This is a genomic window from Roseateles sp. GW821-FHT09G09, assembly GCF_059415965.1.
The window spans coordinates 472609-486035 of record NZ_JBWKOG010000005.1 but is presented as its reverse complement, the minus strand read 5'-3'; the positions used below and the strand labels follow the sequence as shown (position 1 = coordinate 486035).

The 13427-nt window shown below is 68.3% G+C and carries 11 protein-coding genes; 3 read left to right on the top strand and 8 right to left on the bottom strand.

Annotated elements, in window-relative coordinates; all coding sequences use genetic code 11:
- Positions 1 to 20: 20 nt before the first annotated feature.
- A complete protein-coding gene (locus AC07O8_RS16225; RefSeq protein ID WP_495049008.1) occupies positions 21 to 1202 on the top strand; it encodes a class I SAM-dependent rRNA methyltransferase in 1182 nt (393 codons plus the stop codon).
- A gap of 284 nt (positions 1203 to 1486) precedes the next feature.
- On the opposite strand, the gene AC07O8_RS16220 is transcribed toward AC07O8_RS16225, so the two are convergent.
- On the bottom strand, positions 1487 to 1972 hold the full coding sequence (locus tag AC07O8_RS16220; RefSeq protein ID WP_495049007.1) for an Lrp/AsnC family transcriptional regulator: 486 nt from the start codon (positions 1970 to 1972) through the stop codon (positions 1487 to 1489).
- 161 nt (positions 1973 to 2133) lie between these two features.
- Between AC07O8_RS16220 and glmS the strand changes: the two genes are divergently transcribed.
- On the top strand, positions 2134 to 4008 hold the full coding sequence (gene glmS / locus AC07O8_RS16215) for a glutamine--fructose-6-phosphate transaminase (isomerizing) (protein WP_495049006.1): 1875 nt from the start codon (positions 2134 to 2136) through the stop codon (positions 4006 to 4008).
- A 465-nt stretch (positions 4009 to 4473) separates the two neighbouring features.
- Here the strand turns inward: glmS and AC07O8_RS16210 are convergent, their stop codons facing one another.
- From AC07O8_RS16210 to AC07O8_RS16180, 7 genes are all read right to left on the bottom strand, one after another.
- A complete protein-coding gene (locus AC07O8_RS16210) occupies positions 4474 to 5274 on the bottom strand; it encodes a GIN domain-containing protein (protein WP_495049005.1) in 801 nt (266 codons plus the stop codon).
- A gap of 268 nt (positions 5275 to 5542) precedes the next feature.
- Positions 5543 to 5803: a hypothetical protein gene (locus AC07O8_RS16205; RefSeq protein ID WP_495049004.1), complete on the bottom strand. Its 261-nt coding sequence runs from the start codon at positions 5801 to 5803 to the stop codon at positions 5543 to 5545.
- Positions 5804 to 6069: 266 nt separating this feature from the next.
- A complete protein-coding gene (locus tag AC07O8_RS16200) occupies positions 6070 to 6318 on the bottom strand; it encodes a hypothetical protein (RefSeq protein WP_495049003.1) in 249 nt (82 codons plus the stop codon).
- A gap of 130 nt (positions 6319 to 6448) precedes the next feature.
- On the bottom strand, positions 6449 to 8422 hold the full coding sequence (locus AC07O8_RS16195) for an ATP-binding protein (protein WP_495049002.1): 1974 nt from the start codon (positions 8420 to 8422) through the stop codon (positions 6449 to 6451).
- A gap of 155 nt (positions 8423 to 8577) precedes the next feature.
- Positions 8578 to 9006: an Hsp20/alpha crystallin family protein gene (locus AC07O8_RS16190; protein WP_495049001.1), complete on the bottom strand. Its 429-nt coding sequence runs from the start codon at positions 9004 to 9006 to the stop codon at positions 8578 to 8580.
- Between the two features lie 28 nt (positions 9007 to 9034).
- Positions 9035 to 9487 carry an Hsp20/alpha crystallin family protein gene (locus tag AC07O8_RS16185; protein ID WP_495049000.1) on the bottom strand — a complete coding sequence of 151 codons (453 nt, stop codon included), beginning with the start codon at positions 9485 to 9487 and terminating at the stop codon, positions 9035 to 9037.
- Between the two features lie 505 nt (positions 9488 to 9992).
- Positions 9993 to 11549 (bottom strand): cryptochrome/photolyase family protein, encoded by a 1557-nt coding sequence (locus AC07O8_RS16180; RefSeq protein ID WP_495049108.1) that lies wholly within the window; start codon positions 11547 to 11549, stop codon positions 9993 to 9995.
- 422 nt (positions 11550 to 11971) lie between these two features.
- Between AC07O8_RS16180 and AC07O8_RS16175 the strand changes: the two genes are divergently transcribed.
- Entirely contained in the window at positions 11972 to 13423 is a 1452-nt protein-coding gene (locus AC07O8_RS16175) for a c-type cytochrome (protein ID WP_495048999.1), read from the top strand.
- The last annotated feature ends 4 nt before the right edge of the window (positions 13424 to 13427 follow it).

Genomic DNA, 13427 nt, shown 5'->3' with positions numbered 1-13427 from the left:
ATCGCGGACAATCCGTCCCCATGAAATCCATCCGTCTCCGCGAGGGTAAGGAGCGCTCGCTCCTCCGCCGCCATCCCTGGGTCTTCGAGGGCTCGATCGCGAGGGGCAAGGCCGACGCCGGCGAGACCGTGCGCGTGGAGGCGGCCGACGGCAGCTTCCTGTGCTGGGCCTCGTTCAGTCCGGAGTCGCTGATCCGCGTGCGCGCGTGGAGCTTCGATGAGCAGGAGCGCATCGACGCCGCCTTCTTCGAGCGCCGCATCGCCGCGGCGCTGGCGCTGCGGGCGCGCATGCCGATCGCCTCCGACGCGGTGCGGCTCATCCACGGCGAGGCCGACGGCCTGCCCGGCCTGATCGTCGACCGCTACGGCGACACGCTCAGCGCGCAGTTCCTGTCCGCCGGCACCGAGCGCTGGAAACAGACGATCGCCGACCTGCTGCTCGCGCAGACCGGCCTCACGCGGCTGTACGAGCGCTCCGACGCGAACGTGCGCACGCTTGAAGGCATGGAGCCCGTCACCGGCTGGCTGCGCGGCGAAGGCGCCACCGAGATCGTCATCTCGGAGAACTCTTGGAAGCTGAGCCTCGATGTGGCCGAGGGCCACAAGACGGGCTACTACCTCGACCAGCGCGACAACCGCCGCAAGTTTGGCGAGGCTGTGAAGCAGTACGGCTGCCAGTCGGTGCTGAACTGCTTCAGCTACACCGGCGGCTTCTCGGTCGCCGCGCTGGCAGGCGGCGCGACGGACGTCATCAGCGTCGATTCGTCCGGTCCGGCGCTGGCGCGCGCCACGGCGCACGTCGCGCTCAACGGCTTCGATCCGGCGCATCACACGGCGCTGGATGCCGACGTCAACCACACGCTGCGCGACATGCTCAAGCAGGGCCGCAGCTTCGACGCGATCGTGCTGGACCCGCCGAAGTTCGCGCCGACCGCCGCGCATGCGGAACGCGCCGCGCGGGCGTACAAGGACATCAACCGCCTCGGCCTGATGCTGCTGAAGCCGGGCGGCCTGTTGTTCACCTTCTCGTGCTCGGGCGGCGTGGGGCCGGAGCTGTTCCACAAGATCGTGGCCGGCGCCGGCATCGATGCGGGCGCGGACGGCCTGATCCTCGATCGCGTCGGCGCGACGCCCGACCATCCGCAGACGATCTACTTCCCCGAGGGCGAGTACCTCAAGGGCCTGCTGATCCTCAAGCGCTGAAGCCTCCGGTCTGCCGAGGCCGCTGGCCCTCACCCCCACCCTCTCCCGCAAGCGGGAGAGGGAGCAAGAGGAGCCAGCTCCCTGAGTCGAGCCGGTCGGACCCCTTCTCCCGCAAGCGGGAGAGGGGGCAAGAGGAGCCAGATCCCTGAGTCAAGCCGGTCGAACTCCCTCTCCCGCAAGCGGGAGAGGGGGCAAGAGGAGCCAGCTCCTTGAGTCGAGCCGGTCGGACTCCCTCTCCCGCTTGCGGGAGAGGGCAGGGGTGAGGGCCAGCGGCCGTGTGAGTCTCAGGACCGCGCCGCAGGCAGAGCCAGGCGCGGCTCGAACTTCGCGCGTTTGACGCTGAAGAAGGCCTTCACGTTGCGGACGTTGGCCTGCTGCGTGAACAGCCGCTGCACCAGGGCGTGATACGCCGGCATGTCCGGCACCTGCAGCACCAGCACGAAGTCCGGCCCCGGCGCGACACGCCAGCACTGCTGCACCTCGGGCGCCGCGACGGCGATCGCCTCGAACGCATCGAGATGCTCCGCGCCTTGCCGGTCGAGCGTGATCTCGACCAGCGCCGACAGCCCGGCGCCCAGCTTCTCCGGCGACAGGATGGCGACCTGCTTCTCGATGACGCCGGTCTCCACAAGCCGTCGCACACGACGCAGGCAGGTGGCGGGCGACACATGAGCGCGCTCGGCCAGCGCCTGGTTGGACAGCGAAGCGTCCTGCTGCAGCAGATCCAGCACCCGCAAGTCGATGGCGTCCAATGTGATGGAATATTCCATAGAGAATCTTCAGATGGAATAATCCATCACGATCAGTCAGTGATGACTGATTCTTTCATGAACGATCAAACGTTGAAAGCATCCACCTCGCCAAGCTGCCTAGCATTCCGCCATTCGCAAATTCGTCCGGGCGTCCGGGCAAACTCACGGGGAGACACCACATGTGCGGCATCGTCGGCGCGGTCAGCCAGAAAGACATCGTTCCCATCCTCATCGAGGGCCTGAAGCGGCTCGAGTACCGCGGGTACGACTCGTGCGGGGTGGCGGTTCACCAGGACGGTCAGCTGCGCCGGGCGCGCAGCACCTCGCGGGTGGCGGAGCTGCAGGCGCTGGCGGCGCAGGACGGCGTCGCGGCCGGCACCGGCATCGCGCACACGCGCTGGGCGACGCACGGCGCGCCGGCGGTGCACAACGCGCATCCGCACTTCTCGCACGGCCCGGGCGCCGAGGCGCACCAGCAGCCGGGCCGGGTGGCGCTGGTCCACAACGGCATCATCGAGAACCACGATGAACTGCGCGCCGAGCTGAAGTCGCGCGGCTATGTCTTCCACAGCCAGACCGACACCGAGGTCATCGCCCACCTGGTCGATTTCCACTACCACGGCGACCTGCTGGAAGCGGTGCAGACGGCGGTGGCGCAGCTGCGCGGCGCCTACGGCATCGCGGTGTTCCACAAGGACGAGCCGCACCGCGTGATCGGCGCCCGCGAGGGCTCGCCGATGGTGCTGGGCGTCGGCAAGGACGAGTACGCCGGCGCGAACTTCGTCGCCTCGGACGCGATGGCGCTGGCGGGCGTGACCGACCAGATCGTGTACCTGGAGGAGGGCGACGTCGTCGACCTGCAGCTGGGCCGGTACTGGATCAGCAACAAGGACGCGACGACGGGCCGTTTCGTCAACGTCGAGCGCGAGGTGAAGACGGTGCACGCGCACAGCGGCGCGGCCGAGCTGGGCCCCTACCGGCACTACATGCAGAAGGAGATCTTCGAGCAGCCGGTGGCGATCGCCAACACGCTGGACGCGGTGACGGGCATCAGCCCGGAGCTGTTCGGCGACGGCGCGTTCCGGGTGTTCAAGGACGTCGACTCGGTGCTGATCCTGGCCTGCGGGACCAGCTACTACGCGGGCTCGACGGCGAAGTACTGGCTGGAGAGCATCGCGAAGATCCCGACCAGCGTGGAGATCGCGAGCGAATACCGCTATCGCGACAGCGTGCCGAACCCGCGCACCCTGGTGGTGACGATCAGCCAGAGCGGCGAGACGGCGGACACGCTGGCGGCGCTGAAGCATGCGCGCTCGCTGGGGATGCTGCACACGCTGACGGTGTGCAACGTGTCGACGAGCGCGATGGTCCGGGAGTGCTCGCTGGCCTACATCACGCGGGCGGGTGCGGAGATCGGCGTGGCCTCGACGAAGGCGTTCACGACGCAGCTGGTGGGCTTGTTCCTGCTGACGCTGGCGCTGGCGCAGACGCGCGGGCATCTGACGGAAGCGCAGGAACAGGAGCATCTGAAGGCGCTGCGCCACCTGCCGGTGGCGGTGCAGGCGGTGCTCGCGCTGGAGCCGCAGGTGATCGCGTGGAGCGAGGAATTCGCGCGCAAGGAAAACGCGTTGTTCCTCGGCCGCGGGCTGCATTACCCGATCGCGCTGGAAGGCGCGCTGAAGCTCAAGGAGATCAGCTACATCCACGCCGAGGCCTATCCGGCGGGTGAGTTGAAGCACGGCCCGCTGGCGCTGGTGACGGCGCAGATGCCGGTCGTGACGGTGGCGCCGAACGACACGCTGCTGGAGAAGCTCAAGAGCAACATGCAGGAAGTGCGCGCGCGCGGCGGCGAGCTGTTCGTGTTCGCCGACGGCGATACGAAGATCGACAGCGAACCGGGACTCCACGTCATCCGCATGCCGGAGCACTACGGTGCGCTCAGCCCGATCCTGCACACCGTGCCGTTGCAGCTGCTGGCGTATCACACGGCCTGCGCGCGCGGGACGGACGTGGACAAGCCGCGGAACCTAGCGAAGAGCGTGACGGTGGAGTGAGGCCCGGGCGCTCACCGCCCGGCTGTTCCTCACAATTAAAGTCGTAAACACTCAATTAATGTCGTAAACGATCTGGAACTCTAAAGTCGTAAACGACAACACCTGACCCCTTGGCCGGCCCGTCCCTGTACGGGCTGGCCGCATTTGGGGCTTCCCAACGCGGCCATCCCCCGCTACGGTGCTGCCACGATGAGCAACCGTAGCTACGACTTGATCGAGCCGGTGCAGCCGGATGGGCATGTTATGCCGTCCGTGGCGACAGACGTCGCAGCATCCAAGTCGAACTGGCCAGGCGCGCCCACACGCAGGGGGCGAGGTTGCAGGTGTCGCTCGGCACGGTGGCTGATTACGCCCCAGGTCGAATGGAGCCACGCTCCGCCTCGCACCCACTGACATCCTCAATTGAATAGGGCTCTGCGGGGCCCTTTTGCATTTGATCGTGTCGTCCGCTCCGCCGCTATGCCCCTACGGTGCGGCGCGCCAGCGACGAATCCACGCAGCAATGCCCTTGGCCGGTGGCGCCTCAGTGCTAGCGCGCGGCTCCTCGCAATCCACGGGTGGCGGCGTGTTGGCTCGGGCCCGCCCACTCTCAGGAAGCACACGCACACGTCCGAGACCGCTGACACGAGACTCAACCTGAGACGGGTTCCCGGCAACAGTAATCTCGCCAACGCCACGGACAGTGGCCACGACGCTGGCCGTCACATGAGCGTAGACGTTCCCAGCCCCTCGGACGTCAAGCTGAGCCTCGCGGCAGATTAGACGCTCCGCCTGCACATTGCCTGCACCAGAGATAGTCGCCACTAGGCGGTCCACCTTACCGCTCACCCGCACGTTGCCTGCTCCACGAACCGACAAGCGAATCTCTTGTTGGGCGACTTCGAGGATTTCGAGCTCGCCGGAGCCCTCGACAACGAGCTCATCGAGTTCTGGCAGCGTGAGTCCGACGTAGCCGCGGGTTCCACCTGCCACCGTCTGGCCGTTGACGATCACCGACCCCTTCACGTTCGCCGTCAGCAGGCCCGGGATGTTGACCGCGATGCTGGCGGTATCAACGGTGAGCGTTGAGCCGTTCACCCAGACGTGGAGTCCTTCGAGAGCTTCCTCGTCCTTCGCCGCGAGGTGCACATCCCCTGCAGGCCCAGTCCGAACGAACACATTTGCCGAGCCGTCGAGGACGATTCGGCGGATGTCGCCCAAGGACACTCGTCGGTGCACGAAGTGCGGCCCAACGCGGGCGTTCGTCATCTCTTCCCAGAATTCCATCTGCCTTCCAACCGGGCCGCGCCCTGCACGGCCAACCACCGCACCCTGAAGTCTAGGTTTCGACCAGCGGTGCCCAGGGCTGTAACGCCCCGCGGATGGGTGCTCCAGTGCGGCAATGGACCACGCTCGCACAGTCTCAGTCGGCTCCGAAGGACCGTCGCACCTGGCGGAGCTGCCTCGGCAGAACTACAGCGGTCGCTCCGGCAACCGCACAAATCGACGCGCCAGAGACGGGCGAATAAGTGAGTTGGCTACAGGAGTCTCCTTATCAACGGTTGTGAAAACCATGTTCTTCTGTCTCCTCTTCTGCCCGCAATTCCGAGCCATGCTGGTCGTCCAGCTCACCCACGCCTACGACCGCTGGCTTGGCTTTCTTGCGCTGGTCTACCTGACCAAGTTCAGGCGTCGCGTCGCTGCTGCCGTTCTTTGGGCTGGTTGGCTCCCCTTCGACAAACGCGTCGTTCGCCGCTATACGCCGCAAGCGGTGGTCGGCCGCTGGAGGGGTGTGGGTGGTGGATGCGGGGACCATGAGGGACTGTACAAAATAACAGCCCCTGCTGCATCTTTTCCCGTTTGCCGCCCCCTGCGGCGACGCGTCAGCGGTCCGACGTCCCTCCGAAGTGGCGCATCGTTGATCCGGACAGCGCGTGGAGCTCTGGGCGTTCCCGCACGGCCCGGAGGAGGGTTAGTTTGGCCTGTAGACGGGGATGAAAAGGCGTTTCCGACTTTGTGCTTGCGCGGGGCGAGCACGAGCAGCGCTAAGTCGTTGTCGCAGCTAAAGCGACGTTTCCGACTTTAATTGGCAGGAACACCGGCAACGAGGCGCAGCGCCATCTCCAGCGCGTGCCGCCCGGAAGCGCTGAGCAGGAGCGCGTGACTGTCGCGATCGACGTCGATGAGCGCGCGCGCCTGCAGATCCGCCAGCATCGCGATGGCCTTGGGATTGGCGCGACTGGGGTCCAAGGGAAGTCCGCCCAGCACCTGCAGCTGACCCTCCGACAGCTTCCCGGTGGACGGCACCGGCCTCGTTACTGGATCTGCCATCCGGACTCCGGATTCAAGTAGAGCGCGAGCGTGACACCTCGCAAGTCCTTCAGGTGAAGTTCAGGCATCTGGGACGACGTCGGGTTGTCCGCTGCTCTGGCAATGCGCATGCCGACGCGCCAGACGCTCCCTAGCTCAGGGCCTGCAGCAGCGTCGGCAGGTCGTAGGGCTTCGCGATGACCGGGAAGCCCTCGTCCGTCGCGACCTGCGCAACGTCGCTGTGCCCCGTCACCAGCACCGGCTGGATCAGCGGGCGCATGCGACGCACCTCGCGGACCAGCTTGACCCCGTTCATGCCTTGAGGCATCACGATGTCGCTCACCAGGATGTCGGGATCGAATCCGCGGCTGAGCAGCTGCAGCGCCTCCTCCCCGCTGTCCACCGCCTTCACCACGAATCCGCTGGACTCGAGCAGCTGCTGGGTGGCTTCCCGGACGTCATGGTTGTCGTCGACCAGCAGGATCACCCTGCCGGCCGTGACGACCGTGTCCCCCTGGGGCGCGGTCGCCTGCGCCGCGTCTTCCGCCTGCCGGGAGGGAATCATCAAGCAGATGGTGGTGCCGTCGCCGGGGACGCTGTCCACGCGGATCGCGCCGCCCGAAGCCTCGATGAAGGCCGCGACCTGCGGCATGCCCAGCCCGCTCCCCTTGCCCTGCGGCTTGGTCGTGAAGAAGGGCTCGAAGATCCTGTCGATCACTTCGGCGCTCATGCCCTCGCCGTCGTCGGTCACGCGCAGGACGCAGACGGCGCCTAGCCGCGGGTCCTCCCCGGCCTCCGCCGACATCCGGATCACGCCGCCGGCGGGCATCGCATCTCTCGCGTTGGTCACCAGGTTGGTCAGCGCGATTTCCAGTTCCAGGCCGTCCACGGCGACCCGCCCCAGGTTCGGCTCGGCGCGCAGTTCCACCGTGTGCCGGGCGTCGAGCAGTTGCCGGACGTTGTCCGCGATGCGTTCGAGTTCGATCCTCGTGTCCAGGGGGCGAGCCACGAGCGCCCGACGGGCCGACAACAAGGAGAGCTGGCGCGTCAGCGCTTCCGCCTTGGTGACGCTGCGCCTGATCGCGGCGACATCGGCATCGGCCGCTGCGCCGACACGGCGTTGGAGGATGCTCAAGCGGCCGGTGACCACCTGCAGGATGTTGTTGAGGTCGTGGGCGAGACCGGCGCCCAGTTGACCGACCATCCGCAGCTTCTCGGCCTGGGCGAGCTTCTGCTCCGCCCGTTCCCGTTGATGGACGGCGGCTTGAAGCTCCTCCGTGCGTCGGAGCAGTTTCGTCACCGTGTCCGCGAGGCCGCGCTGGACGCGGCGGAAATGATGGGCCAGCAGGACCAGCACGACCGAGCTCGCGATCAGGCCTTCGACGCGCACCGAGTACCAGGCCAAGGTGTAGCGCGAACCGCTGTAGGTGCTCAGCCACACGCCGCCGGCCTCTGCGGTGAGCACGACGACCAGCCAGATGAAGATGGAGCGCCGATGGAGTCCGCGCAGCCCGATGAGCACGACGGCCAGGACGGCCAGGACCGCCGCGCTGTAGGAGCCGTAGACGCTGAAAAGTCCGAAGGCCTGCCGCCCGCCCTGGTCGACGGTGGCTGCGGCATCGGTCCACTGGGAGGCGAAGCCGGCCATGACCGCCGCCGCCGTGGCGACCAGGGGCGGCCAGTAGGTGAAGGTCCGGGGCTCCTTGCTCGGTTGCATCGCGGACAGCGCCGCCCAGATGATGAAACACGCGAACCCCGCGCGCCACGCGATGAACAGCCAGCTGACCGCGTGCGGTGAACCGAGCAGGGGCCGGTCGGAAAGCACGGCCCCTGGGAAGGCCAGGACATGCAGCACCGCCATCAGCCCCGCGTAGAGGTAGGCGGCGGCGATGACCGAATGCGATCGCGGCTGGCTGGGCGCGGAGATGAGCAGCCAGAACGTCGCCAGGTTGATCATCGCCGCGGCCGCGCCATACATGCCGCTGATGTGGGGCAGCGGGACGAGGGGCTCGGAGGCGTAGGGCAGGACCGCGGCGATGCCCACCAGCAGCGCCACGGCAAGCGTCAGTGCGGCACGGCGCTGCGCGGTGCTCGCGATCTCCTGAACGACCTCCCTGAACGGCATCCCGGTGCTCCGGCCCTGTGTTGACGGCGCGCGATTGTCCCTCGCGCGCCGCATCCCATGGGCCGTCGGGGCGGCAACGTGAGCCGCAGGTCAGCGCCAGCGGCCAGCAGCCAGCAGCACCAGGTACTGCCCCGTCGCGTCAGCCCGTCAGACCGTCAGCCCGTCGACACCGCGATGCGCCGCGGCTGCGCATGCGCCTGCTTCGGGATCCGCAGCGTCAGGACGCCATCCTTCATGCCGGCTTCGATGCGTGCGGCATCGAGTTCGCGGCTCAGCGTGAACGAGCGGCGGTAGCGCGGCACGTTGACCTCCGCCCAGAGGCCGCGCATGCCGTCCGGGCTGGCCACGGCGACCTCGCCTTCGATGACGAGGGTCTCGCCGTCCAGCCGGACATCCAGCTTCTCGCGCGGCACGCCGGGCATGTCGGCCAGCAGCGTGATGCCGGCACCGTCCTCGAGGATCTCGACCGCCGGCTGCGCCGTCGCACGTGCGCCCGGGGTGGGGCGGCGCGTCGACGACGCGTCGTTGGCGGCCACGGCGTCGCGTTCAGCCTCGCTGCGGGTCAGTTGGTTCTGTTGAGTCATGACAAGCTCCTTGCGATGGGTCATCCAGTCATTGCACGTTGATGCGTTGCGGGCGGGCCGCCTCGCGCAGACCGACGCTGACGCGCAGCACGCCGTCGCGGTAGCTGGCCTCGACGCTGCCGGTGTCGGCGTCGTCCGGCAGGGTGACGGCGCGGTTGAACCGGCCATGCCAGCGCTCCGCGGCATAGACCTGCACCGTCTCGGCACTGCGGCGTTCGGTTGGCCGTCGTTCGCCGGAGATCCTCAGTACACCGCGCTCGACCGTCACGTCGATGGTCTGCGCATCCAGGCCGGGCGCGAAGGCGTAGACCTCGACGGACCGCTCGGCCCGCCCGACGTTGATCGGCGGGAAGCTGCCCGCGGCCGCGGCGCGGATGCCGTCAGGGAAGCCCTCCGATGTCAGCGAGCGCGAGAGCGACTGTTGCAACTGGGAGAGTTGCTCCAGCAGGCCGTGAGGACGATGGAATGTCGTATCGAACATGAGAGAACTCCTTTCCGTGGTCGATGAAGGATGTCGACGCGGCACCGCGTCGGTCTTTGAAATCCGCCTTCCCGGCCCGACCGCTCAGCGGTCCTGAGGCGAGGGCCCGGCGTCTGTCTGTCGGCTGGAGGGATCGCGCGCGAAGACGGGGCGCGACGGGCCTTTGAGGCGTCGCAACGTCTCGCGTGCGAGCAGGTAGGCCTGGAGTTGCGACGGGCTCAGGGGGAGCCGCGAACGTCGCGCGGAGCGCTTCGTGGAAACGCCGGAGGTATCGAGCTGCTTGGCCATGATCCAGTCCTCATCCGAATCGATTGATGGCGGGTCGAGACGGATTTAGGAGCTCTGTCCGGGACGTTCAAGGGCATCAAGAATCAGTGAAAACCCTAATGCAGCAAGGTCGCGAACGGCGCCGACAAGGCCAGGATCCAGGCGGGCGCCCACAGGATGAACGGCCCCGGCCCCGGCCCCGGCCCCGGTGACGCGTAGTGCATCCAGCCGGCTTTTTCTAACCTTGTTCGGCGAAGTGGGCGCGGAGCTGGCCCGCCTGCGCCTGGATCGCCAGCACGTCCTCGTCCGCGAGGCGATCGAGGTGGCGGACCTGCGCCCCCAGTCGCGGATGGCGCGCGAAGCGCGCACGGTGCTTCAGCAGGAAGTCCCAGTAGAGGGTGGTGTACGGGCAGGCCTGCGGGCCGACGCGGAGCTCGGGCCGGTACCGGCAGCGTGCGCAGTACTGGCCGCTGCTCATGCGCTCGATGTACTTGCCGCTGGCGACGTAGGGCTTGCTGGTCATCGCGCCGCCATCGGCGTACTGGCTCCGGCCCAGCGTGTTGGGCAACTCCACCCATTCCACCGCGTCCACGTAGACCGAGAGGTACCACTCGTGCACCGCGGCAGGCCGCACGCCCAGCAGCAGCGAGAACAGCCCGGTGACCATCAGCCGCTGGATGTGATGGGCATAGCCCCGTTGCAGCGTCTGCCGCAGCGCATCGGCCAGGCAGACCAGGTCCGTGTCGCCGGTCCAGAAGAAGCGCGGCAGCGGCGCTTCGGCGCCGAGTGCATTGGCCTGCGCCAGCGCCGGCATGCGTGTCCAGTAGAGACCGCGGACGTACTCCCGCCAGCCCAGCACCTGTCGCACGAAGCCCTCCACGCTGGCGAGCGGTGCGTGGCCCGCGCGCCAGGCCTGCTCGGCGCGCGACACCGCCTCCCGCGGACCGATCAGTTTCAGATTCATGGCCGCCGACAGCTGCGCGTGCCACAGCCGCGGCGTGTCCGGCCACAGCGCATCCTGCCAACAGCCGAACTCCGGCAGGCGCTCCGCGATGAAGCGGTCCAAGGCCAGCAGGGCCTGCTCGCGCGTCACCGGCCAGTCGAAGTCGTCCAGCGAGCCGGGGTGGTCGGGGAACGCCCGCGCCACCAGCGCGATGACCTCCCGGGTCACGGCGTCCGGCGCGAAGCCGACCCGCTCCGGCAGGAAGACCGGACCGCCGCGCGGGAAGGGCTGCTGGTTCTCCGCGTCGAAGTTCCAGCGGTCCCCGGCGGGTTCGTCCCCTTCCATCAGGACCTCATGCCGCCGTCGCATCTCTCGGTAGAAGGTTTCCATCCGCAGCTGCCGACGCTCGCCGGCGAAGGCCGAGAACTCGCGGACGGTGCAGAAGAAGTGGCGGTCGTCCCGCAGCTCGAGCGTCCAGCCCGACTGCGCGGCCGCGGCCCGGAGCGCCTTCAGGACACGCCAGTCCCCCGGCGCGGTCATCAGCACGCGCAGCGGCTGCCAGCGCTGCAACGCGCGCGACAACTCGGTGCCCAGACTGCCCGTGTTGTCGGCGTCGTCCAGCGCCACGTAGTCGACGTCCCGACCCAGGCGGCGCAGGAGGTCGGCGTGATGGCGCATGGCCGCGAGAAACAGCGCAATGCGGATCCGGCTGGACCACACGTGCGTCGACTCTTCGCGCACTTCCGCCATCCACACCCGGTCGACGCGCGGGTCGAAGTCGTCGAAGGCGGAGGACTGGGCGTCGAGCTGGTCGCCGAGGACGACGACGAGGGACCGCACGGCGCCCCTCATCGCGCTCATCCCGGTGCGGCCGGCGAGCCCGGGATCGATGCGGGCAGCACGGCCGCAGGAAGCCGCCGCATGCGGCGACGCGAGTCGATCGAGAGAAATCCAGCGGTCGGACGAAGGGACGACGACATAAGCGATGGGCGTGCGGGGAAGCCGGCGTTGCACGCCGGTGAAGCCATGGGGGGCCTTCGCCTGTACGTGCGCCGCGCCGTTTCGGATCACAGCGAGTGGCCCCCTGGAATTCCGTGCGAGCAGAGGCTGCGCATCGTCGACAGTGCGACTGCCGCTCGTTCTCTTCGCTTTGGTGAACCCATTCGTATGCAAAATCCGTCGATACGGATTGGTACCGGTACCAATCCAGTGGGCGTGGGGCACCGGCGAGGCATCGGTCGTCCCCGCACGAGCAACGGACTGGGGTCGAACGGATGAATTTCACGAGGTGGATACCGCGTGGCGCGGCAGCGCGCTCGCTCTCGATGCTGGCGCTGTGCGCCTGCCCGGGCTGGGCGCTGGCGGAACAGCCGCCGGTCGATGCGGCGCTCATCGCGCGCGGCAGGCAGCTGGCGATCGCGGCCGACTGCGCGGCCTGCCACACCACGCCCAAGGGGGGCGCCCCCTTCGCGGGCGGTTACGCGATCGAGTCACCGATGGGCGCCATCGTCGCGACCAACATCACGCCGTCGACGACGCACGGCATCGGTGGGTACACGCTGCCCGAGTTCCAACGCGCGTTGCGCCAGGGCGTGCGCCGCGACGGCCGCCATCTCTACCCGGCGATGCCCTACACCGCGTACACGCAGCTGTCGGACGACGACACCGCGGCGCTCTACGCCTACTTCATGCACGACGTGAAGCCCGTGGACCAGCCGGTGGCCGAGACGCATCTGCCGTTCCCCTTCAGCGTGCGGGCCTCGATGGCGGTGTGGAACGCGCTGTTCCTGAAGGACGAGCGCTTCAGGCCTGACCCCGCCAGGTCCGAAGCGGTCAATCGCGGCGCTTACCTCGCGGGTGCGCTCGCGCACTGCAGCACCTGTCACACGCCCCGCAACCCCTTGATGGCGGAGGACCTCGGCCAGCCGTTCCTGTCGGGCGCCAATGTCGGTCCCTGGTTCGCGCCGAACATCACCTCGGACCCGGTGCACGGCATCGGCGGCTGGAGCGACGACGAGCTGGTGCAGTACCTCAAGACGGGTCAGGTCCATGGCAAGGCGCAGGCGGCCGGCCCGATGGCGGAGGCCATCGAGCACAGCCTGCAGCACCTGCCGGAATCGGACCTGCGCGCCATCGCGGCCTTCCTGAAGCGGACGCCGGCGGTGGCCGACGCCGCCGCGGCGGCCGGCGGCAAGGCGCGTCACGCGTTCGGCGAGGCGTCCCGCGATGAAGTCGCGCTGCGCGGGCTCCAGGACGTCGATCCCGGCTGGCGGGTGTTCAGCGCCAGCTGCGCGCACTGTCATCAGGAGAACGGGACGGGGACCTCGAATGGGGAGTACCCCTCGCTGTTCCACAACAGCGCGACCGGCGGGGACCGCGCCGACAACCTGATCGCGACCATCCTGCACGGCGTGGACCGCACCGTCGCCGGCAAGCCGCATTTCATGCCGGCTTTCGGCGATGCCGCCTCCTTCACCGACCGCCTCGACGACCAGGAGATCGCCGACCTCTCCAACTACGTGCTGGGCCGCTACGGCAACGCCGCGGTGAAGGTCAGCCTGGAGGATGTCCGCGTCGCCCGCGCCGGTGGACCCAAGCCCTTGCTCGCGAAGGCGCAGCCCTTCATGGTGCCGGCCGTCGTGCTGGTGCTGCTGGTGCTGATCGCCCTCGTGCTGCGTCGCCGACGCCGCGTGCAACGCGCCCGGCGTCTGCGCGGCGCCTTCTGAACGG